We start from the raw sequence: 25,449 nt of genomic DNA on the forward strand, positions 1-25,449 counted from the left end.
GGTGGCAAATGTCACGACAGCTCCACCAGGGTCATCTCCCCGTCCGCCTCGGAATCTTCGGACAGCAGTTCGTGTTCGGTGACCGCGGCGCGAACCAGTTCCATCACCGCGGTGCTGAAGCCGTCGGCCAACGACTGCACAACACCGGCGCCGATGCGGCGGCTGTCGTACCACCAGTCCACGTGCAGCACACCGGCTGAGCGGTACACCCGCAGCTCGACGGCCTGCCCCAGCCCCGGAATCGCTTCGCGCACCGGCATCGCGGTGTCGGGGTCAAACCGCACCGGGGCGTCGTCGGTGGCGACGTCCGGCAGATCGGGGATGGTGCCGACGTAGTTGAAGTAGACGTCGGCCGGGCGCGCCGCGCCGAGCAAGCCGGCGGTCGGCGCATACAGGTAGCGCAGCAGCCCATGACCGATGCCGTGGTGCGGGACCGCGTCCAGCGTCTCGTGCACATCGGTCAACAAGGACAGGGCGCCGCTGCCGGAGCCGGCGGGCGAACAGGCCAGCGCCACCGGGTACAGGGTGGTGAACCAGCCCACGGTGCGACGCAGATCGACGTCGGGCTTGAGCACCGAGCGGCCGGCTCCCCCGACATGAACGGCGAAGGTGCCGGTGCCGACGGTCGCCGCGATGGTCCGGCTCAGCGCGGCCAGCAGGATGTCGTTGACGGGCACCCGCAGCCGGCGGCGCGCGTCGTCGATCTCGCTGGCATCCAGCGCCGTCAGTGACGACGACAGCTTGGCCAGATCCTCGGCGCCGGGCGGTTCGGGGACATCCGAACCCACCCGCAGGTCGGCTGCCGCGGCGGCGGCCAGCCAGTACTCGCGGCTTTCCAGCACGGCGGGATGCGTCGCCAATCCCGCACAGCGCTGCGACCATTCGGTCCACGATGTGGCGACCGGCGCCAAGACGATGTCCTGGCCGGCCAGCCGCTGACCGAACGCGGTGAAGATGTCGGTGAGCAGGATGTCCCGCGACACATCGTCGGCCACCATGCCGTGCACGCCGATCGCCAGGTAGCACGGACCGCCCGCCTGACTCGCGACGTAGCTGGCGGTCAGCGGCGCGCTGGTCAGGTCCTGCTGATGGATCTGCTCGTTGAGGATCGCCAACACCGCGTCGTGTTCCTGCGTGACGCCCTCGGGCAACGACCAGGTGGCGATCTCGGCGAATTCGGCGGGCTCCTCGACCCGCTGTTCCCAGATCCCGGCACGCTGGGCAACCCGCAGCCGCAGCGCGTCGTGGTGGTTGGTGACCGCGGTCAGCACGGCGCGGATGTCGTCCACCGACACATCGGGGCGCAGCTGCAGGATCAGCGGCAGCCGCCAGCGCCCGGCTTCGCGGACACCGCGCTCCAGGAAGTAGGTCAGGTTCGGCGGCACCGGCGGGTGCTCGACGTCGGTGGGTGACTGGCGGGTCAGCCCGCCCGACGCGTAGCGGGCGGTCAACACTTTGGCCAGCGCGGACACCGTCGGGTTGTCGTAGAGGTCCTGCGGGGTCAGGTCCAGTCCCTCGTGGGCGGCGGCCATCGCGACGCTGATCGCCACCAGGGAATCACCGCCGATGTCGAAGAAGTTGGCGTTGGCGGCCACCGCTCCGACGCCCAGGCACATTGCCCAGATCCGTTGCAGGGTCGCTTCGATGGAGCTACCGCTGGACGGCGCGGCCGCCGGCTGCGGCGTGCCGTCGGCCGGCGCGGCACCGTTGCGACCGCTGTAGGTCGCCGCGGCGTTGTGTTCCACCCAATGCCGTTGCCGCTCAAACGGGTACCCGGGCAGCGACGTCAGCTGCGGCCGGTGACCGCCGTTCAGCGGCGTCCAGTCGACGTCGACACCCGCCGCCCACAGTTGTCCCAACGCCAGCAGGAAGGTGTCCCGGTCGCCCCGGTTCTGGGCATGGTGCCGCATCAACCGGACAGCGCGGTGGTCGGCCGACCACCGCGGGTGCCGCATCGCCGAGGAGGTCAGCGTCCCGCCCGGCCCCACCTCGACCAGCACCCGCTGGGGTTCGGCCAGCAGCACATCGAGTTCGTCGGCGAACCGGACCGTGGCCCGCACCTGACGCGCCCAGGTTGCCGGGTTGGTGGCCTCGCTGGGGGCCAGCCAGGTTCCGGAGAGGTTGGACAGCAACGGTATCTGCGGTTCGCGCAGCGTCTGGCGGGACAGGAACCCGGTGAACTCCGGGATGACCGAGTCCATCAACCGGGAGTGGAAGGCGTGCGATGTGCGGACCCGTCGGGCGGTGATCCCGGCTCGTCCGAGGCGCTCGGTGAAGGCGCGGATGGCCTCGTCGGAGCCGCCGACCACACAGCTGCCCGGGTCGTTGACGGTGGCGAGATCGACGTCATCGGACAGGTACTCGGCGATCGCCTCGGGGCTCAGCGGCACCGCGACCATCACGCCGCGGGGTGCGGCGTGCATCAGGCGGGCCCGCATCGCGACCACCTTGACGGCGGTGTCCAGGTCGAAGACGCCGGCGATGGTGGCCGCCGCGTATTCGCCGATGCTGTGCCCGGCCATCGCGGCCGGACGCACGCCATAGCTTTCGAGCAGCTTCGCCAGCGCGTACTGCACGGCGAACAGCGCGGGCTGGGTCCGGTCGGTGCGCTCCAGGTTGCGCGCGGTGCCCTCGAAGATCTCGGCCCGCAGGTCAATGTCGAGTTCGGTGTTGAACCCGGCCGCGCAGGCATCGAAGTGCTCGGCGAACACCGGTTCATCCTCGTAGAGGCCGCGCGCCATCGCGATGTGTTGGGCGCCCTGACCCGGGAACAGGAACACCACCCGTTCCCCGCCGCCGACGTTGGGTACGGCGTCGCCGATGAACACGTTCTCGTGCTCGGGGGTAGCCAAAACCGTTGCGGCGTCACGGTGATCGGCGACCACCGCGGCCATCCGCAGATCCGCGGTGCGGCGGCGCGCCAGGGTGTAGGCGGTGTCCGCCAAATCGGGCAGCAACGCCTCGTCGGTGCCCGACAGCGCGGTGGCCAGGTTGGTGCGCGCCTGCTGCAGGCTCTCGGCGGTGCCCGCCGACAGCAGCAGCACCTGCGGCCCGGATGCCGCCGGTGACGGCGTGGTCGGCGGCGCCTCTTCCAGCACCACATGCGCGTTGGTGCCGCCGACACCGAACGAGCTGACCCCGGCGCGGCGGATACCCTCCCACTCCCATGGCCCGTAGGAGTTGCGAATCCGGAACGGCCCCTGCTCGAGATGCAGTTCGGGGTTGGGGCTGGTGTAGTGCAGGGTCGCCGGGATCGCCCGATGCTTGAGGCACAGGATCGTCTTGATCAGGCTCGCGATGCCGGCCGCGGACTCCAGGTGACCGATGTTGGACTTCACCGAGCCCACGTAGCAGGGGCCGGGGCGGGGCTCCTCGGACACGCCGAATGCTTGGCGCAGGCCTTCGATTTCGATCGGGTCGCCCAGCGGGGTGCCGGTGCCGTGCGACTCCACGTAGCTGATGGTGGCGGCGTCGACGTCGGCGACCGCGTGCGCCTCGGCGATGACGTCGGCCTGACCTGCCGCATTGGGGGCGGCGTAGGTCATCTTGACCGCGCCGTCGTTGTTCAGCGCCGAACCGCGGATTACGGCGTGGATGCGGTCGCCGGCCTCGACGGCGGCTTCCAGGGACTTCAGCACGACGACCCCGACGCCGCTGCCGAAGATGGTGCCATCGGAGCGCACGTCGAACGGCCGGCAGTGGCCGGTCGCCGACACCATCGAACCCGGTTCGTGCCAGTAACCGACCCGGTGCGGGATCCGCAGCGACGCCCCGCCGGCCAGCGCCATATCGCATTCACCATTGAGAATGCTCTGGCAGGCCAGGTGGACGGCGACCAGCGCCGACGAGCAGGCGGTCTGCACCGACAGCGCGGGGCCGCGCAGGTTGAACTGGTGCGCGACCCGGGTGGCCAGGTAGTCCTTGTCGTTGTTCAGCGACAGGTTGACCATCTCGAAGGTGACGCCCTGCCCGATGACCGCGTTGGGGTCGCTGTTGGACATCAGGTTGTGCATCAGGTAGCCGCTGGTGGTGCTGGTGCCGTACACGCCGACCGCCTCGTCGAGCTGCGCCGGGTCGTAGCCGGCGTCTTCGAGTGCGTGGAACGAGGTCTGCAGGAACAGCCGGTGTTGCGGGTCCATCATCCGGGCGGCCTGCGGGGTGAACCCGAAGAAGGTGGCGTCGAACTCCTCGATGCCGTCGAGCAGCGCGGCCCGGCGCACGTAGGCGTGGTTGGCCAGTGTCTTCTCACCGATGCCGGCGGCCAGTAGGTCGGATTCGCTGACGTCGACAACCGATTCCACGCCGTCGCGCAGGTTGTTCCAGAATTCCGCCACGGTGTTGGCACCCGGCAACCGGGCCGCCATGCCGATCACCGCGATGGCGTTCTGCGGCAGTTCGTAATTGCTGGTCACGCTCGGTCTCCTACCTTTCGCCGCGTCGCGGCGCGCTGGCGGGCAGCGGCACGCTGCTGGGCCCGGCTGCGTACTGATGATTCAGCATCTGCTCCGCTGTTGTCGCCGCCCTCCGAACGGATGCCGAGTTGGCGGATCAGGTCCGCGGCGAGGTCGGTCAGCGACGCGCCCTGCAGCAGCAGCGCCACCGGCGGCTCGGCCCCGAAGTCACCGCGGACGGTGTTGCGGATACGGACCGCCATCAACGAATCCATGCCCAACTCGGTCAACGGCTTGGTGGCGTCCAGGACGCTGTGCTTGGGGTAGCCCATGATCGCCAGAATCCGGCTGCCGAGCCGGGCGATGACCGCTCGGCTGGCTTCGGCTGCGTCCATCTGGCGCAACGCGTCGGGACCAGCCCAGTCGTCGTCCTCGCTGTCGAGGTCCAATTCCTCGGCCAGGTTCGCGAAGAAGCCCAGCTGCACGATCTCGGGGAATGCAGCGGCAGCACGATCCAGCCGCAGCCGCGCCACCCCGACCCGGGTCAGCGAACCGGCGAGGATCGCCTCCAGAGCCTCGATTCCCTCGGCCGGCGAAATCGGGTCCAGGGCACCGAATTTGAGTTCGCGGGCTACCCCGATGTCCGACCATTGGCCCCAGTTGATGGTGATGGCGGGCAGTCCCGCGGCAAGCCGCCACGCGACCAGCCCGTCCAGCCAGGCGCTGGCGGCGGCGTAGGCCGCCTGCCCGGGTGCGCCCAGCAGCGACGACGTCGAGGAGAACCCAGCCCACCAGTCCAGCTTGCGGGCGTCCGGGTCGGCCGGGTTCTCTGCCATCGCCTCGTGCAGCCGCAGCGCGCCGGCCGCCTTGGGCGCCCACACCCGGTCCAGGCTCTCCTGGTTGACGGCGACGACGATCTGGTCGTCGATCACGGCCGCCCCGTGGATGACACCGCGCAGCGCCAATCCGGTGGCTTCGGCCGCACTCACCAACCGTTCGGCGACACCGGCATCGACGAGGTCGCCGCTGACCACCGCGATCTGGGCGTGCTGCTCCAGTTCGGCGATCACCATGCGCTGTTCGTCGGTGGGTTGCGAGCGGCTGTTCAGCACCACCCGCCCGGCGCCGCTGTCGATCAGCCAGCGCGCGAAGACCAGGCCGAGACCGCCCAGGCCGCCGGTGATGATGTAGGCGCCGTCGCGGCGCACGGTCGGGGTGCCGTCACCGGTGCCGAGCACCGCGCGGGAAAGCCGTTCGACCTGCCGCTTACCCTCGCGCCAGGCGATGATGTCGTCGGTGCCCGTCGATGCCAACTCGGACAGCAGCGGCGCCACCGTCTCCGCGGGAGCATCCGAGGCGTCCAGATCCACCAGGGTGGCACGCAGGTCGGGGTGTTCGTAGGCCAGCACCCGGACCAGCCCCTTGAGCGCATTGGCCGCCGGATCGCCGGATTCGCCGTCCCGCACCACCAGGCCGCCCTGGGTGACCAGCCACAGCCGCGGCGGTTTGCCGTGCCAACCGTTGACCACGGCACGCACCGTCGACGCGACCGACCAGGTCAGGTTGCGCCCGCGGGTCACCGCGTCGTCGAAGCCGCCGCGGCGGGCGAACACGATCACCCCGGCCGGCGGCAGTTCAGGGTCGGCGGCGGTGTCGGCGAACGCCTCCAGCACCGCCGGCTCGCTCGTGCCGTCGGCGGTGATCACCCGGCGGGTGGGTCCACCGAACTGCTCGGCGAATGATGCTGCCAGCTGCTCGGTTTCGGCTCCGTCGGTCAGCACCAGCCAGCTGCCGTCCGGCAACTCCGGAGACTCGGGGGTGACCGGGATGTCGCTCCAGGTGGTGTCGAAGATCTTCTGCGTCAACGGCAGCGGCACCGTGCGGCGCTGCACACGCTGCAGGTAGATGCCGGACAGTTCGGCGGTGATCGTGCCGGCTGCATCCATCAGGGTGATGCGGCCGGTGATGCCATCGTCGTTCTGGGTCACCAGTTCGGCGTGGCAGCGGGCGCGCCGGCCGACCTCGCCGAACACCCGGATCGCCTCCACCGACACCGGCAGGTAGGTGGCCTCGACCGAGCCGTTCAGCGACTCCTCCGGCAGCGCCGCGGCCAGGCACTGCAGGGCGGCGTCCAGCATCACCGGATGGATCCGGTAGCTGCGGTGCGGCGTGGCTTCGTCGGGCAGCACGATCTCGGCGTCGGACACGCCACCGGGCTTGCGCACGATGCGGGTCAACGCCGCGAACGACGGCCCGTGGTGCAGACCGGTGCGGCGCAGCGCCGCGTACAGGTCGGCCGGGGACAAAGCGGTGCCGGCCTCACCGGAGGCCGTGACGCCGGACGGCGTCACCTGCTCGGCTACCCCGACGCGGGCGACGGCGTGCCGCTGCCAGTTGCCGCTCTCCGAGCGGGAGTGGATTTCGACGCGCAGGCCACCGCCGCTGTCCTCGTTGACCAGCTGGGTGGTCACCTCGGTGCTGTCGTCGAGTCGCAGCATCTGCTCGACCTCGACGCGGTCGACCGCAACGCCCTCGGCCGGCAGGCCCAGCGCTTCGCTGGCAGCGGCCAGTGCCATCTCAGCGAATCCGGTTGCCGGCATGACGGCTTGGCCGTGCACCTTGTGGTCGGCCATGTAGCCCACCAGTGCGGTGCCGACGTCGCCCTGCCAGACGTGGCCCCGACCGGCCGGTAGTTCGACGTGCGCACCCAGCAGCGGGTGGGCGTTGGCCGAATGCCGGGTGGCCGCCACCGGCGCCGCCCAGAAGTGGGCATGCTGCCAGGGGGTCGGCGGCAGGTCCGCGTACCGGGTCCCAGACCCGGAATTGCCGGCGCCGGCCGTGACCGCCGGGGGCGCCACGGTCGCCAACGACGTGTGAAACGCCAACGTTTCCGGGGTGTCCCGATGCAGGGTCCCCGCGACCTGCACGCCGCCGCGCGGCCGGGCGGATTCCAGCGTGCCGTTGACGGCGTGCGTCAGCAGTGGGTGCGGGCTCATCTCGACGAACGTGCTGTGATCAGCAGCCGCGGTACTCACCGCCTCGCTGAACCGCACCGGATTACGCAGATTGGCCACCCAATAATCAGCACCAAAGGCCGGACCCCGAGCCTGACCCACCGTACTGATCAACCGAATCGACGGCGTCATCGGCGCCAAACCCGCCAACTCCGAACGCAACTCATCCAAAATCGGATCCACCGTGCGATGATGCGACGCCACATCCACCTCAACGCGACGCGCCAGCTTGCCCTGCGCATCCACCACCGCAACAACCGCATCAACCTGATCCGGCGGACCCGCAATCACCGTCTGCTGCGGCGCGGCATACACCGCCACCGACACATCCGGATAATCGGTGATCAACTTATCGGCAGCCTCAGCACCCAACTCCAACAACGCCATCGCACCTTGACCCGACAACCGCCGCATCAACCGCGACCGCGTCGCAATCACCTTCAAACCATCAGCCGGGCTCAACGCCCCAGCCACCACCGCCGCAGCAACCTCACCCATCGAATGCCCGATCACCGCATCCGGGATCACCCCATAGGAACGCCACAACGCCGTCAACGCCAACTGCATCCCCACCAACACCGGCTGAATCCGATCAATACCAACAACCGGCTCACCCGACTCCAACACCTGCCGCAACGAAAACCCAACCTGCTCAACAAAAACAGGCTCCAACTCATCAACCGCAGCAGCAAACGCCGGCTCATCAACCAGCAACCGCTGACCCATCCCCGCCCACTGCGAACCCTGACCCGAAAACAGAAAAACAGTGCCCGAACCACGGGCTGCATCGCGGGGCCCGATCACGCCGGGGGCCGGATGCCCGGCGGCCAGGGCGCGCAGGCCGGTGAGGATCTCGTCGCGGTCGCGTCCGCACACCGTGGCGATCTTGTGGTGCCGGCTGCGGTGATGGTTCAGGGTGTGCGCCACATCAGCCAACGCCACCTGCGCACCCGCGCCGGCCAACCACCGCGCCAACATCCCCGCCGTCGCAGCAATGCGCTCATCACTCTTACCGGACACCACCAGCGTCGTCACCGGGGCCGCGGGTGCCTGGGTGGCCGACGGCGCGACATCCGGGCCCTGCTCGACGATCACGTGCGCGTTGGTACCGCCCAGGCCGAAGGACGACACCGCCGCCCGCCGCGGCCCCTCGGTCTGCGGCCACGGGGTCAGCTCGGTGGGCACGAACATCCGGGTGGGGGTCGGGTCGATCGCCGGATTCCATTTGGAGAAGTGCAGGTTCGGCGGAATCTGCTTCTTCTGCACCGACAGCGCGACCTTGATGAACCCGGCGATCCCGGCGGCCGCCTCCAGGTGGCCGATGTTGGTTTTGACCGCGCCGAGCGCGCACTGGCCGTCGCCACGGCCGTACAGTTCGGCGAGCGCTTCGAATTCGATCGGGTCACCCAGCGCGGTTCCGGTGCCGTGCGCCTCGATGTAGTTCACCGATTTCGCCGCCACGTCGGCGCCGCGCAGGGCGCGCGCGATCACATCGCATTGCGCGATGGTGTTCGGTGCGGTCAGTCCGTTGGAGCGGCCATCGGAGTTGATCGCCGAGCCGCGCACCACCGCGAGCACCCGGTCGCCGTCGCGCACCGCGTCGGTCAGTCGCTTGAGGACCACGACGCCGCAGCCCTCGCCGCGGACGAATCCGTCGGCGCCGGCGTCGAAGGAGTGGCAGCGCCCCCGCGGGGACAGCATGCCCCACTTGGACATCGCGATCTGGGTTTCCGGGCGCAGGATCAGGCTGACGCCGCCGGCCAGCGCGAGGTCGCTTTCGCGCAGTCGCAGGCTCTGGCAGGCCAGGTGGATGGTGGTCAGCGACGACGAGCATGCCGAGTCGACGGCGACCGCCGGACCGCGCAGCCCCAGCAGGTAGGCGATGCGTCCGACCGCGACGGCGTGCGCGTTGCCGGTCGCGGAGTAGGCGTCGATGTTGTCGGGGTTCGCCGCCGAAATCGTTTGGTACTCGCCGTAGTAGACGCCCATCATCACCGCGGCGCGGACACCGGACAGCTGCTCGGGCAGCATCCCGGCGTGTTCGAGCGCCTCGTAGGCCACCTCCAGCATCAGCCGCTGCTGAGGGTCCATGGCCTCGGCTTCGCGCGGTGAGATGCCGAAGTAGTCGGCGTCGAAGCCGGCGATATCGGATAAGAATCCGCCCCACTTGGACGCCATGCGGCCGGGCGCGAATTGGTCGGAGTCGTAGTACTCGTCGGCACTCCACCGGTCGGCCGGGATCTCGCGGATCCCGTCCCCACCGTTGGCCAGGAAATCCCAGTACTGCTCCGGGCCGTTCGCGTCGCCGGGGAACCGGCAACCGATGCCCACGACCGCCACCGGCTCGGCGGAGGTGGTGCGTGACGCCGCGTCGAACTTCTGCGTCAGTGCGTCCCGTTTGTCAGCGGCCAGTGCCGCAACTCTGTCGAAGATCGTTGCCATCAAAAAGTACCGCTCTCGCTACCTGCAGAAGCCGATTCCACGCTGTCGAACAGTTCATCCAACACGCCGCCCGCCGAGTCTTCCGGATCGGCCCCGTCTTCGTCGACGTCGGCCGGCTGCGGCGGTGGCGGCAGCAAACCCACCAAAAAGGTCGCCAGCGCCGAGACGGTGGGGTTGTTCCACAGCATCGACGCCGACAGGTTGGTTCCCACCATCTGCTGGGTCTCTTTGAGCATCGTCATGGCCATCATCGAGTCCAGGCCCAGCTCCGGGAACGGCTGGTCCACGTCGACCGCTGACGGCTGCATCCGAAGCGCGCGGGCCAGGATGGCACGCAACCGGACCAACAACTCACCCGGCCGGTCCTGCAGCGTGATCTCCGTCCAGTCCACCGGCCCCGCGGAGGCGTCCGGTGCCTCGGCAGCGGGGCCATCGGCGCCCAGCTCGGTGCCGATCTCGGCGACCACCTGGTCGAAGTAGCCGACTTCACGGAACTCCGGTGTCGAGGCGGCGGCGCGGTCCAGCCGCAGCCGTCCCACACCCACCCGGGTCAGCGGGCCGCCGATCAGCGCCTGCAGTGCCTCGGTACCTTCCTCGGGCGTGATCGGGTCCAGCACACTGTAGGTGAGCTTGTGGCTCATGCCGACGTCGGACCACTGGCCCCAGTTGATCGCGGTGGCGACCATGCCGGAGGCGCGCCGCCACGCGACCAGGGCATCCAGCCAGGCGTTTCCGGTGGTGTAGGCGGCCTGCCCGGGCAGACCCAGCAGGGTGGCCATCGAGGAGAAGCCGACCCACCAGTCGAGTTGCCGAGATGCGGTCGCGGCGTGCAACCGTAGCGCGCCGGCAACCTTGGGTGCCCACACCTTGTCCAGACTGTCGCGGGTGAGCGCCGCCACCAGGCCCTCGCCGGTGATGCCGGCAGCGTGCACGATGCCGCGCAGCGCTGTCCCGGTCGCTTCGGCGGCTGCCACCAGCCGGTCCGCCACCCCAGCCACAGCGATGTCGCCGGACACGTACTCGACTTCGGCGCCGGCGGCCAACTCGGCGAGGATCTCGCGCTGGGCGTCGGAGAGCTCGCTGCGGCCGTTGAGTACCAGTCGCCCGGCACCGCGGCTGACCAGCCACCGCGCGACCACCAGGCCCAGACCACCCAAGCCGCCGGTGACGATGTAGGCGCCGTCGGATCGGACGACCGCCTCGTGCTCGCCGGCCGCAAGGCTGGCCCGGGTCAGCCGCTCGACGTGGCGTTGCCGGTCGCGCCAGGCGACCACGTCGTCGGCTGCCGGGTATTCGAGTTCGTTGATCAGGGCCGTCGCCAGGCTGCCGGGGTCGCCGTCGGGATCCAGGTCGACGAGGGTGGCACCGAGGTCGGGCTCGTCGGCCAGCACCCGGGCCGCTTCGCCGGGGAACCGCCAGTTGCGGATGAGACCGCGCAGCGCCCCCACGGCCGGGTCGCCCGGGTCCTCATCGCGGACGGCCAGTCCGCCCCGGGTGACCAGTGCGAGCCGCGGTGACGTAGCGGGCCAGACATCGACGGCGGCACGCGCGGTCGCCGAGGCCGACCAGACGAGTTGCTGCGCCCGCCGCAATGCGCCGTCGGGATCGGATCCGTCGAACCCGGATCGGCCGATCAGCGCGACGATGCCGGCCGGAGGCAGGCTCTCGTCGCCGCCGGCGGCCGCGAAGGCGTCCCGGATCGCGGCATCGTCAGCGAACCCGGCACTGATGACCCGCCGGGTCGGCGTACCGAACCGGGAGGCGAACTCGGTTGCCAGCGCCTGGGATTCGGCATCGTCCTCGGCCAGCACCAGCCAGGTGCCGTCGGCGGGTCCGGTCTGGCCGGACGCGGGGCTCGATACCCATTCGGTGTCGAAGATCTTGTGGTCCAGCGGCAGGCGCAGCGCGGCCGGGTCCAGCGGGCGCAGATCGATGCCGGTCAACTCGGCGAACGGGGTGCCGGCGTCGTCGGTGAGTACGATCCGGCCCAGGTAGCCGCCGTCCTGCGGCGCTAGTTCGGTATGGCATCCGGCGCGGCGGGCAGGCGGCCCGTACAGCCGGATCCCGGTGATACCGACCGGGCGGTAGATGGCGCCCTCGGGTGCTGCGGATGATGCCGACGATTCAGTGGCCGCGGCCAGCTGGCGCAGCGCCACGTCCAGCAGCACCGGATGGATCCGGTAGCACGGGTGATCGACCGCCGACTCGGGCAACGCGACCTCGCCGGCCGAGTCACCGGGCACCTGAGGCGTCGCGTGCGCTGCGATGGCCACCTCGGCCACCGCGTATCGGCTCCACTCACCGCCGCCCGAGCGGGCGTGGATCTGGACGCGGGTCTCGGCGAACTGGGTGGTGAGCTGCGTCTGCTCGGACAGGATCAGCGGCTGTTCGATGATCAGGTCGTTGACCTGGACGGCCTCGATCGGCTGGCCGAGCCCGGTGGCGCCGGCCGCCAACGCCATCTCGACGAAGGCCCCGGCCGGCAGCACGGCTTGACCCTGCACGTGCTCGGCCAGTGCGGGCACCGTCTCGGCGTCGAGGTCGGCCTGCCAGACGTGCTCACGCCCGGACAGCAGTTCGACGTGCACCCCCAGCAGCGGGTGCACGTCGGGCAGCCGCTGCGCCGCCGACGGTCCGGTGACCCAGTGGCTGACGTGCAGCCACGGGGACGTGGGGATCTCGGCGAAGTGACCGGCTGTGGCCGGCACGACGCCGACGGCGGCCAGTTGGCTGTGCAGGAACAGAGTTTCGTCCTCGACCCGTTTGAGCGCCGAGGTCACGGTGACCGGGCCACCGGACGCGGACTCGAGGGTTTCACCGACGGCGTAGGTGAGCAGTGGGTGCGGGCTCATCTCGACGAACGTGCTGTGATCAGCAGCCGCGGTACTCACCGCCTCGCTGAACCGCACCGGATTACGCAGATTGGCCACCCAATAATCAGCACCAAAGGCCGGACCCCGAGCCTGACCCACCGTACTGATCAACCGAATCGACGGCGTCATCGGCGCCAAACCCGCCAACTCCGAACGCAACTCATCCAAAATCGGATCCACCGTGCGATGATGCGACGCCACATCCACCTCAACGCGACGCGCCAGCTTGCCCTGCGCATCCACCACCGCAACAACCGCATCAACCTGATCCGGCGGACCCGCAATCACCGTCTGCTGCGGCGCGGCATACACCGCCACCGACACATCCGGATAATCGGTGATCAACTTATCGGCAGCCTCAGCACCCAACTCCAACAACGCCATCGCACCTTGACCCGACAACCGCCGCATCAACCGCGACCGCGTCGCAATCACCTTCAAACCATCAGCCGGGCTCAACGCCCCAGCCACCACCGCCGCAGCAACCTCACCCATCGAATGCCCGATCACCGCATCCGGGATCACCCCATAGGAACGCCACAACGCCGTCAACGCCAACTGCATCCCCACCAACACCGGCTGAATCCGATCAATACCAACAACCGGCTCACCCGACTCCAACACCTGCCGCAACGAAAACCCAACCTGCTCAACAAAAACAGGCTCCAACTCATCAACCGCAGCAGCAAACGCCGGCTCATCAACCAGCAACCGCTGACCCATCCCCGCCCACTGCGAACCCTGACCCGAAAACAGAAAAACAGTGCCCGAACCACGTCGCACGGTGTGCGGGTCCACCACGCCGGCGGCGGTGTCGCCGTCGGCCAGGGCCTGCAGCCCGGCGATCGCCTGGGCGTGATCGCGTGCGCTGACCATGGCCAACTGGCGATACCGGCTGCGGTGGTGATTCAGGGTGTGCGCCACATCAGCCAACGCCACCTGCGCACCCGCGCCGGCCAACCACCGCGCCAACATCCCCGCCGTCGCAGCAATGCGCTCATCACTCTTACCGGAGAGCACCAGGGTGCTGATCACCGGTTTCGTCTCGTCGGCACCGAGTTCGGTGGCCGGGGCCTGCTCGACCACCACGTGCGCGTTGGTGCCGCTGACCCCGAACGACGACACCCCGGCACGCCGGGCCCGGTCCACCGTGGGCCAGTGCATGCCCTGGGCGGCGATGGTGAACTGCGCGGCACCGGCGCTGGCGTTCGGCGTCAGCTGTGAGAAGTGCAGGTGAGGCGGGATGTAGCCGTGCTGAACGCTCAGCACCGTCTTGATGAAGCCGGCCACCCCGGCCGCGGACTCCAGGTGCCCCAGGTTGGTCTTCACCGACCCCAACACCAGCGGCGCCGATCCGCCGCGGTCGGCGAACACCGCGCTCAGCGCATCCAGCTCGATCGGGTCACCCAGCGCGGTCCCGGTGCCGTGCGCCTCGATGTAGTCGATGTCGCCGGGCGACAGTCGCGCCGCGGCCAGCGCCGAGCGCAGCACCGCCTGCTGGGCCGGACCGCTGGGCACGGTCTGTCCGCTGCTCGGCCCGTCCTGGTTGACCGCCGAGCCGCGGATCACGGCCAGCACCCGGTCGCCGTCGCGTTGCGCGTCCGACAGCCGCTTGAGCACGACGGTGCCGACGCCTTCACTGCGCACGTACCCGTCCGCGGTGGCGTCGAAGGTCTTGCAGATACCGTCCGGGGCCAACATCCCCCACCGCGAGCAGGCGATGGTGTTCTCCGGGGTCAGGATCAGGTTGACGCCGGAGGCCAACGCCTGATCACTTTCCCGGCGGCGCAGGCTCTGGCAGGCCAGGTGGATGGTGACCAGCGACGACGAGCAGGCGGTGTCGATGACGACCGCCGGGCCGTGCACACCCAGGAAATACGACAGCCGGCCGGCGAAGAAGTTGGATGCGCTCCCGAACGGCAGGTATGGGTCGATGTCTTCGGGTCGCAGCCCGCCGGCGACGGCGCGCCAGTAGTAGTCGCTGGTGGTCACACCGACGAACACCGACGTCTGGGTGCCGCGGATGTCCTGGGCGGTGATGCCGGCGTTCTCCAACGCCTCCCAGGTGACTTCCAGCACCGCCCGCTGCTGGGGGTCCATCGAGGCCGCTTCGCGCGGTGAGAGCCCGAAGAACTCGGCGTCGAACTCGTCGGGCTGCCAGGAGGTCAGGAATCCGCCCTCCCGGTTGCAGATTGTGCCGGGCACGGTGTGATCTGCGGAGTAGTAGGCGTCGGCGTCCCACCGGTCGGCCGGTACCCGGATCACGCCGTCGACACCGTCGCGCAACAACTGCCAGTACTGCTCGGGGTTATTCACCCCACCGGGCAACCGGCAGCCCATCCCCACCACCGCGATCGGTTCGGTATCGCCCTTTTCGGCGATCTCGAGCCGGGCCGTCAGATCGTCGATTTTGCGCAGCGCTTCTGCGACGATCGACCGCCGATCCGGCGATCCGGCGATACCAGGAGTGCCAGCGGGCTCAGTTTTCATAGAGCGCTCAACCAAGCCTTTCGGAGAGTTGCCGAAGCAGTTCGTCATCGCTGAGATCGTCGTAGTCGTCGGCGCTTTCCGCCTCGGCGACCTCGATCAGTTCGGGAAGCGTGGTTGCCAGATAGCCGGTGAGTGCTTCCACGGTCGGATAGTCGAATACGACGGCCGCCGGAAGGATTTCCCCGAGGCTTTCCGACAGCGCCCGCTGCAGCGTGACGCTCATCAGCGAATCCATTCCGGACTGGAAGAAGCCGGCGGCCGGATCCAGCAACTGCGCGGAGGCCAGCCCCATCGCGGCGACGACCTGGGCGGTGACGTGTTCGTGCAGCAGGGGAAGGCGCCGTTCCGGTTCGCAGTCGCGCAGTTCCATGCGGAACTTGGTTCCCGCCGCGGTCCCGGCGGTGGCCTCGTCGTCGTCGGTCATCAGCAACTCGTCGACGATGTGGAACGCGGCTCGGGTGCGGTATGCGGTGGCCAGTCGGGGCCAGTCCGCGTCGACCACCACCGCCCGCGTCGGGGCGTCCTGGGCGCTGACCCACGGCAATGCCTGGATGGCGATGTCGTCGGCCATCGGCTGCAGACCCGATTCCAGGGTCACCTGGCGTTCGGCCTCGGACTGGATGTCGGTCAACGACTTCCACAGACCCCAGTTGACGGCGGTGGCCGGAAGCCCCGCTGCGCGTCGCGCGTAGGCGAAGGTGTCCAGGTAGGTGGTGGTTGCCGCGTAGTGCGCCAGCCACCGCGAACCGGTCAGCCCCGAGATCGACGAGAACAGCACGAACTGGCGTACCGGGTGCGGCAGCGACAGGGTGTGCAGTGCGGCGACCACATCGAGTTTGGGCCGGAACATCGCGACCACGTCGTCGTCGGACATCTCGGTCAGCGTCACCGGCCCGCCCCCGAAGGCCGCCACATAGATGCCGGTCAACGGTGGCAGATCGGCTCCGAAGCGATCGAACAATCCCGCCAGCGCCCCGGCGTCGGCGGCATCCACCGCGACCGTCACCAGCGTGGTGCCGTTGGCCGCCAGGCTGGCGGCCAACTCGTCGAGGCGCGAGCCCGGATTGCGCGACACCGCCACGATGGTGCCGGCGCCCTGGGCGGCGAGCTGGCGGATCAGGTGCGGCCCGATGTTCCCGGTGGCACCGACGACCAGATGGCTTCCAGCACCAACGGATTGGTCACCGAACGCGACCGGGGTCTGCACCGACGGGTAGCCCCGACGCAGCCGGGGAACGCGACGGATCCCGCCGCGGTACACCACCTGGTCCTCGCCGCCGCCGCGCACCGCCTCGTCGAGCACGTAGGTGGCGACCACCGCGGCGGGCACCGACTCGTCGACGTCGACGACGGCGCCCCAGAATTCGGGGTGTTCGAGGGCCAGCGTGCGGCCCAAGCCCCACAGCACCGCCTGGGTGGGGTCGGCCCGATCCCCCGCGTCCACCGGTTGTGCGTTGCGGGTGAGCAGGAACAGCCGCGGCGCCGGGGCGCTCGCGGTGTTCGCGGCGATCGCCGCGGAAAGCCGGCGGCCCGCATTGAAAAGGTCATAGCCGGGCTGGGCGGCGAACCGGTCGAGTGAACCGGTGGGCGCGGCGTAGAGCACATGGCTGACGTCGGCCAGCGCATCGGCGAGGGCGGTCGTCGCGCTGTCCTCGGACAGCACCGATGGGCTGAGCACCGTGGCCGAGCCGCCGAGCCCGCGCTGCAGCGCCGCCCCGAGGTCGGCGTCGGCGATGACCAGCCAGGATCCCGCCGACCCGGTGGCTTGGGCATCCGGCAATTCCTGTGCCGGCCAGTCCAACTCGCACCACCATTCGGCGGGCACCAGGGTGTCGGGTACCGCTCGAATCGCCGCACCTCTTGCGGGTCCACCGCCCGCACCACCGCGGCGGACGACGTCGACCCAGTACCGGGTGTGCTGCCAGGGTGTGGTCGGCAGCACCGGGTGGGGCTCCGGGGGGTGCGGGGTCTGCGGCGGGTGGACGGTGTGCGTGCGGTTGAGGTTGGTGTGGAAGCTCACCGCGTCGTCGCCGTCGCGCGACAGCGTGCCGATGCTGTGGTGATGGCTCACCGATTCCAGCGTGTCATTGACCGCATGGGTCAGGATCGGGTGAGCACTGACCTCGATGAAGGTGGTGTGATCGGCCGCGGCGGCGGTGATCGCCTGGCAGAACCGGGCCGGCTGGCGCACGTTGGCCACCCAGTAGTCGGCGTCCAGCACCAGGCCCGGATCCGCCGCATTCTCCAAGACGGTGGACAGGAACGGGATGGTCGCCGGCTGGGGGACGATATCCACCAGCGCCGAACGCAGATCCGGCAGGATCGGCTCCATCAGCGCGGTGTGCGAGGCAACCTCCATGTTGACCCGCCGGGCGAATCGGTTCTGCGCGCTGACCGCGGCGATCACCTCGTCGACCGGCGCCACCGGCCCCGCGATCACCGTCTGGCGCGGCGAGACGTAGCCGGCGACACTGACCCCTGCGTAGTCGGCGATCAGCGCCTCGGTGGCGTCGGCATCCAGGTTCAGCAAGGCGACCGCGCCCTGCCCGGCAAGTTGCGACATCAGTTGGGAACGGGCGGCGATCACCCGGAACCCGTCGGCCACCGACAGTGCTCCGGCGACCACAGCCGCGGTCACCTCGCCCATCGAATGCCCGATCACCGCGTCCGGGTGCACGCCGTAGGAACGCCATAGCTCGGTGAGGCCCAGCTGCAGACCCATCAGCACCGGCTGCACCTGCGCGTCGCCGCTGATCGGCTCGGACCCGGCGATGATCTCCCACAGCGAGAAGCCCACGTGCTCCACGAACGCCGGCTCCAGTGCGGCGATCGCGCGGGCGAACACCGGCTCGTCGGTCAGCAGTTGACGGCCCATCCCGGCCCAGTGCGAACCCTGCCCCGAGTAGACGAAAACGGTGCCGGGCCCGCACTGCCCGTCGTGGGCGCCGACGACGCCGTCGGTGGAGCGGCCGTCGGCCAGCGCACGCAGCCCCTCCACGGCCTGGGCGTGCTCGCGGGCGCACACCGTCGCGAAATGCGAATGCACGGCGCGGTGGTGGTTGAGGGTGTGGGCCACGTCGGGCAGCGGAACCTCGGCGCCCTCACCGTCCATCCAGTCCGCCAGCGCCGCGGCCTGCGCCGCGATGCGTTCCCCGGTGGCGCCGGAGACCACCAGCGTGCTGACCGGCTGGGCAGCAGGCCGAGTAGCGGCATCGACGACGGGCGCCTGTTCGATCACCACGTGGGCGTTGGTGCCGCCGAATCCGAACGCCGACACCCCGGCCCGCCGCGGACGCTGCGTGTCGGGCCACGGCTGTTGTTCGGCAACGACTTTCAGCCGCATCTGGTCGAACTGGATGTGCGGGTTGGGGGTGTTGAAGTGCAGGTTCATCGGGATCTGCGCGCGCTGCACCGACAGCACGGTCTTGATGAATCCCGCGATCCCGGCCGCCGCCTCCAGATGCCCGAGGTTGCTCTTGACCGCACCGATCAGCAGCGGCGCCTGCTGCGGGCGTCCCCGTCCCAGCACCGTGCCGAGCGCCCGCGCCTCGATCGGGTCGCCCAGCAGGGTTCCGGTCCCGTGGGTTTCGACGTAGTCCACCTCGCGCGGCGTGACCCCGGCGCCGGCGTACGCGGCGCGCAGCACCGCCATCTGGGCGGCGGGGTTGGGAGCGAGCATGCCGTTGGACCGGCCGTCCTGGTTGACCGCCGAGCCCCGCACGACCGCCAGCGGCCGATCCCCGTCGCGCAGCGCGTCGGAGAGTCGCTTGAGCACCACCACGCCGCAGCCCTCGCCGCGGACGAACCCGTCGGCGGCCGCGTCGAAGCTGTGGCAGGCCCCGGTCGCCGACAACGCGCCGGTGGAGTCGAACGCCCGGAATACCCCGGGTGCCAGCAGCAGGTTCACACCGGCGGCCAGCGCCAGGTCGGTGTCCCCGGTCCGCAGGCTCTGGCAGGCCAGATGCACGGCGACCAGCGACGACGAACACGCGGTGTCCACTGTGACCGAGGGTCCGCGCAGGTCCAGGAAGTAGGACAGCCGGTTGGCGATGATGCTCAGTGCGCCACCGGGATTGCTCCACGCGTCGACGCCGGACAGGTCCAGGGCCGCCAGATAGCCGTAGTCGGAGTAGCAGGCCCCGGCGAACACCCCGGTCTGCGAGCGGCGCAGTGACGTAGGCGGAATCCCGGCGTGCTCCAACGCCTCCCAGGCGACCTCGAGCAGCAGTCGCTGCTGCGGGTCCATCTTGACGGCTTCCCGGCTGGAGATGTCGAAGAACTCGGCGTCAAAGGCGTCGGCCTCGGCCAGGAACGATCCCGACCGGGTGGTGGTGGCCAGAATCGCCGCCACTTCCGGGGAGCCGTCGTCGAACGGTGCCCACCGCTCCGGGGGCACCTCCCCCACCGCGTTGCGGCCCTCGGACAGGAATTGCCAGTACGACTCGGGCCCGAAGATGTCGCCGGGGAACCGGCAGCCGATGCCGATCACCGCGATCGGCTCGTCCAGGCTGCCCCGGTTCGCCTCCGGTTCGACAGTGCCCTCGGCGGCTTCGGGGGCCGCCCCGGTGAGGAACTTGGCCAGGTCGTCGAGTGAGGGATGCTGCCAGAGCTCGACCGGCGAGACCGGCCGATGCAGCAGTTCGGACAGTTCACCGGAGAGCACCACCGAGTCGCGCGAGCCGACGCCGTGGTCGTTCAGCGATGCGTTGAAGTCGATCGCGTCGGGACTGCAGCCGATGGTGGTGACCAGGTAGTCGGCCAGCCAGTTCCGCAGGGCCACCTCGTCGAACGACTCCGTCATGCTCGCCAAGCCAATCTCTTTAGTCTCATCAGATACCGTCCAATCCGGCCGGAGCCGATTCCACGCTGTCGAACAGGTCGTCCAGCACGCTGTCGTCTGATTCCGCCAGCATGTCTACGCCCTCGACTGAATCATCTTGTGGTGAAACCTTTTTGGCGAGATGCGCGGCCAGTGCCGTGATCGTCGGGTGATTCCACAGCATCGTCGCCGACAACTCGATGCCGACGAGGTGTTCCGTCTCGCGACGCACCGTCATCGCCATCACCGAGTTCAGGCCCAGTTCAGCGAACGGCCGGTCCAGCTCGAGATCGGCTTCTGGCATCCGAAGTTCATGGGCCAGGATGGCGCGCAGCCCGGCTTCCAGCTCACTGCGTACGGTGTCCGCCGACAACTGTGACCAATCCCGTGCCGGTGCCGCTGGTTCCGCATCCTGCGCGACTCCGCCCGCAGCCGGCACGGGTGCCATCACCGCCTGACCGACGTCGTAGCGATCCAGGTGCTCCCAGGCCGAAAACGCCTCTGCCGGCAGGATCGGCCGCGAACCCATCCGCTCCAGTTCGGCCACCGCCACCTGGGCGTCCGCGCCGAACCCCAGACCCTTCCACGCCACCCAGTCCAGGCTGACGGTGTGGCAGCCCTGCGCGTGGCGGGCCCGGCCCAGCCCGTCCAGGTAGGCGTTCGCCGACGCGTAGGCGGCCTGCCCCGGCACACCGAATACCGCGCCCGCCGCGGCGGTCAGGAAGAAGAAGTCGATGCTGCCCGGCGGGAACTCCTGGTGCAGCACCTGCGCACCGGCGACCTTGGGCCACAGGGTCGCGCGCAGCCGGTCATCGGCCAGCTCGGTCACCAGCTGCGCTTCGGTGATCCCGGCGGCGTGAATGACACCGCGGACCGGCGGGGCCCCATCGGCGTCGCGTTTGGCCAGCAGTGCTCGCACCGCGTCGCGCGATCCGATATCGACGGCCACCGCATCCACGGACACACCGCGGCCCTCCAACGCCCGGACAGCCGCGATTTTGCCGCGGAGGTCGGCGCCGTGGCCCGGATCGTCCCAGTCGCGACGCGGCGGCAGCGCGGTCCGACCGGCCAGCACCAGCCGGCGGGCGCCCCGGTCGGCGAGCCATCCCGCCATCAGCAGGCCCAGCGCCCCCAGCCCGCCGGTGATCAGGTAGGTGGCATCGGGACGGCAGCGCAGGGTTTGGCGTACCGGTTCACCGGGAAGCGGCGCCAGCGCGGGGACGCTGAACTCGCCGTCACGCAGCGCCAGAATGGATTTGGCGGGAGTCCGCAGCACCGCCGAGAGCGCCCGGATGCTGTCGGTGAGATCACCGTCGGCCGGCAGGTCGATCAGCCCGCCGCACAGTTCGGGTTGCTCGGCCCGGATCACCCCGGCCAGTCCCCACAGCCCGCTCTGACGCACGGCCTCGGCGGAGGCGGCTTCGCGGACACCGCGGGTGATCAGCCACAGCCGAGGCGGGTTGTCTTCGCGGCGCGCGAGTTGCCGGACCAGTTCGGCGACGCCGGTCGTCAGCCGGGCCGCGCACTCCAAGTCCGACTCGGCCTCGGTGTCCGGCCCAGGATCGGCGAAGTAGAGCACACAGTCCGCGTCGGTGGGGTCGGCGGGCGAATGCCCGGCGGCGGCCAGGGGCTCCGCCAGGATGCGGGCGCCGTCGCGGTGTCCGACCACCGCCACGGTGCACGGGGTGTGGGCGGGCTGCTCGGTGTGCTCGTGCCACGGCTGCCAGTCGATCACCTGCGCGATGGTCCGCGGGTCGTCGTCGACGGCGGCGTCCACCGCCGCGTAGCGCAGTGAACGGATGTCGACGCAGGTGGTTCCGTCGGGCGCGGTCACCGTGATATCGACGATCAGTTCATCGTGGCCGCCACCGCGTCGGCGCACCTCGATGCTGCCGTGACCGTCGGTGAGTTCGGCGCTGGCCATGGTCATTGCGGCCAGGCCGGTGGGCACCATCAGCTGCGGGTTGGCGCTGTCCAGCAGTCGGGCGATGTGCGCGGCGGCGTCGAGCAGCGCGACCGTCGAGTTTTCGGCCGTCGCCTCGGTAAGGCGGACGTCGGCGTGCAGCACGCCGCGGTCGGACCGGCAGGAACTGATCGCCCAGCCGAACGGCCTTCCCTCACTGCCCCATTCACGCCACAGCGACGTGACGGACTCATCGGTGAAGTCGGTCGCCTCGCCGTCGCCGTCGGCTGGTTCACCGGCGGCCACGTCGGCGCGGTCGGTGATCCGGCCGCTGACGTGGCGGACCCAGCGGGTGGCGTCGGCGGGACGCGACGAGATGGTGACCTGGTCACCGTCGGCGACCACCTGGACCACTCGCGGTCGGTCGACGACGATCGGATGCTCGAATCGGATGTCGGCCAGGGCTGATTCGCCCGATTCGGCGGCGGTGATCAGGGTCTGCAGCAGAACCGATGCCGGGATCAATTCCACACCGCGGTGCCGGTGCGATCCCGGGTACGGGGTCACGTCGGGCGCGAGCCGTGCTTGCCACAGCTGGGTCGGGGGCGTGCCGGCGACCGCGATGTGCGCGCCCAGCAGCGTTCCGGGCCGGGGCGCGGCTTCGGCTGCCTGGAGCGCGTTTTCGATTGCGATCCAGTGCCGGGTGTGCTGCCACGGGGTGCTCGGCAGCACCGGGTGCGGCTCGGCCGGGTGCGGCGTGTCCGGCGGCGCGATGGTGTGGGCACTGTTGAGGTTGGTGTGGAAGCCGAGCGTGTCGTCGCCGTCGCGCCACAGCGTGCCGATGCTGTGGTGGTGGGACTCTTCCAGCGTCTCGCTGACGGCGTGGGACAGGATCGGGTGGGCGCTGATCTCGACGAAGGTGGCGTGATCGGCGGCGGCCACGGTGATGGCCTGGCTCAGCCGTGCCGGCTGACGCACGTTGGCGACCCAATAGTCGGCGTCGAAGGTGGCACTGCCATCCGGTGTGACGGTTGAAATGAACGGGATGGCAGGCTTTTTCGGAGTCAGCCCGGTCAGCGCGGAACGCAATTCAGGCAGGATCGGGTCCATCAGCGCGGTGTGCGAGGCGACTTCCATGTTGACCCGGCGCGCGAACCGCTCCTGGGCGGTGACGGTCGCCAGGACGGTCTCCACCGCGGCCACCGGTCCGGCGACCACCGTCTGCCGCGGCGAGACGTAGCCGGCGATACTCACCTGCGGGTGCTCGGCGAGCAGTTCCTCGGTGGCCGTCGCATCCAGTTCGAGCAGCGCCACCGCACCCTGACCGGCCAGCCGGCCCATCAGCGTCGAGCGGATCGCGATGACCTTCAGCCCCTCGGGCACCGTGAGTGCCCCGGTCACCACCGCCGCGGTGACCTCCCCCATCGAATGGCCGATCACCGCGTCGGGTTCCACCCCGTTGGAGCGCCACAACTCGGTGAGCGCCAGCTGCAGACCCATCATCACCGGCTGCACCTGCGCATCACCGGCGACCGATGCGCCCTCGGCGATCACCTGACGCAGCGAAAAGCCCACCTGTTCGACGAAAACCGGTTCCAGCTCGTCGATCGCGGCCGCGAAGACCGATTCCTCGGCCAGCAGCCGCCGGCCCATTCCGGCCCAGTGCGAACCCTGCCCGGAGTAGACGAACACCGTGCCCGTTCCGCACAGACCCTCATGCGGAGCGACCACGCCCGGGGCGGAGTCTCCGGCCGCCAAAGCCCGCAGCCCGGCGATCGCCTGCTCCCGGTCGCGCACACAAACGGTGGCGAACTGCTTGTGCCGGGTCCGGTGGTGGTTGACGGTGTGCGCCACATCGGCCAGCGGCACCTGCGCACCCGGGCCGGCCATCCACTCCGCCAGCACCCCGGCGGTGGCGGCGATCCGCGCCGGCGACTTGCCGGAGACCACCAGGGTGCTGACCGGGGGTTCCGGCTCGCGCGAGGCCGCTTCGGTGGCCGGGGCCTGCTCGACCACCACGTGCGCGTTGGTGCCGCTGACCCCGAACGAGGACACCCCGGCACGCCGGGCCCGGTCCACCGCCGGCCAGTCCATGCCCTGGGCGGCGATGGTGAACCGCGACGCCGCCGCGCTGGCGTTGGGCGTCAGCGCCGAGAAATGCAGATGTCGCGGAATGTAGCCGTGCTGAACGCTCAGCACGGTCTTGATGAAGCCGGCCACCCCGGCCGCGGACTCCAGGTGCCCCAGGTTGGTCTTCACCGACCCCAACACCAGCGGCGCCGACCCGGCCCGCGCGCCGAACACCGCGCTCAGCGCATCCAGCTCGATCGGGTCACCCAGCGCGGTCCCGGTGCCGTGCGCCTCGATGTAGTCGATGTCGCCGGGCTCCAGCCGCGCGGCGGCCAGCGCCGAACGCAACACCGCCTGCTGCGCGGGCCCGCTGGGTACCGTCTGTCCGCTGCTCGGCCCGTCCTGGTTGACCGCCGAACCCCGCACCACGGCCAGCACCCGGTCGCCGTCGCGCACCGCGTCCGACAGCCGCTTGAGCACCACGACCCCGGCGCCCTCGCTGCGCACATACCCGTCCGCAGCGGCATCGAAGGTCTTGCAGCGGCCGTCCGGCGCCAGCATGCCCCACGCGGAGGTGGCGATGCTGTTCTCCGGGCTCAACATCAGGTTGACGCCGGCGGCCAGCGCCTGATCGGTCTCCCGGCGGCGCAGGCTCTGACAGGCCAGATGGATGGTGACCAGCGACGACGAGCAGGCGGTGTCGAGGGAGACGGCCGGGCCGTGCACCCCCAGGAAATACGACAGCCGGCCGGCGGCGAAGTTCTTGCCGTTGCCGAACGGCAGGTACGGGTCGACGGCCTGCGGCGGCAATTGCGCGGCGATCAACGAGTAGTCGTAGGTGGTCAGACCGACGAAAACACCGGTCTGGGTGCCGCGGATCGTCTGGGCGGTGATGCCGGCGTCCTCGAGTGCTTCCCACGCCACCTCGAGCAGCAACCGCTGCTGGGGATCCATCGCGTCGGCCTCACGCGGTGAGAGCCCGAAGAACGCGGCATCGAACTGGTCGGGCTCCCACGACGTCAGGAAGCCGCCTTCACGACTGCAGATCGTGCCGGGGCGGGTGCGGTCCTCGGAAAAGAACGCGTCGGCGTCCCAGCGGCCCGCCGGCACCCGCACCACTCCGTCGACACCGTCCAGCAGCGCCTCCCAGTACTGCTGGGTGCCGTTGACTCCTCCGGGGAGCCGACAACCCATCCCGACCACGGCGATCGGCTCGGTGTCGCCCTTCTCGGCGACCGCCAACCGGGCCGTCAAGTCATCGATCTTGCGTAACGCCTCTGCGACGATCGCCCGACGATCCGGCGGCGTAGCAGTCCCAGGAGTCCCAGGCGTCATAGGGTGCTCAACCAAGCCTTTCCAAAAGTTGCCTCCGCAGTCCGTCGACGTCCCCATACATCATGCTGGGTGACGCTGCACATGCGCCGCCCGGGGGCGTCGCCGACGGGAC

Annotated in this window: 5 protein-coding genes; all 5 read right to left on the bottom strand. The window is 69.9% G+C overall.

All coding sequences use genetic code 11. From position 1 onward, the window contains the following. Nucleotides 1-11 precede the first annotated feature (11 nt). The 5 genes from AC5Y36_RS21080 to AC5Y36_RS21100 are packed head-to-tail and all read right to left on the bottom strand — an operon-like array spanning nt 12 to nt 25,337. Nucleotides 12-4,412, bottom strand: coding sequence for a type I polyketide synthase (locus AC5Y36_RS21080; RefSeq protein ID WP_500042907.1), 4,401 nt, complete (start codon nt 4,410-4,412; stop codon nt 12-14). Then, complete coding sequence (locus tag AC5Y36_RS21085) at nt 4,409-9,847, bottom strand: type I polyketide synthase (protein ID WP_500042908.1); 5,439 nt, start codon at nt 9,845-9,847, stop codon at nt 4,409-4,411. Before AC5Y36_RS21085 ends, AC5Y36_RS21080 begins: the two co-directional genes overlap by 4 nt. Next, entirely contained in the window at nt 9,847-15,210 is a 5,364-nt protein-coding gene (locus tag AC5Y36_RS21090) for a type I polyketide synthase (RefSeq protein ID WP_500042909.1), read from the bottom strand. Before AC5Y36_RS21090 ends, AC5Y36_RS21085 begins: the two co-directional genes overlap by 1 nt. A gap of 7 nt (nt 15,211-15,217) precedes the next feature. Further along, nucleotides 15,218-20,011 carry an SDR family NAD(P)-dependent oxidoreductase gene (locus tag AC5Y36_RS21095; protein WP_500042910.1) on the bottom strand — a complete coding sequence of 1,598 codons (4,794 nt, stop codon included), beginning with the start codon at nt 20,009-20,011 and terminating at the stop codon, nt 15,218-15,220. A 28-nt stretch (nt 20,012-20,039) separates the two neighbouring features. After that, complete coding sequence (locus tag AC5Y36_RS21100) at nt 20,040-25,337, bottom strand: type I polyketide synthase (protein ID WP_500042911.1); 5,298 nt, start codon at nt 25,335-25,337, stop codon at nt 20,040-20,042. Nucleotides 25,338-25,449 lie beyond the last annotated feature (112 nt).

The sequence above is a fragment of the Mycobacterium sp. NGS50 genome, assembly GCF_059812545.1.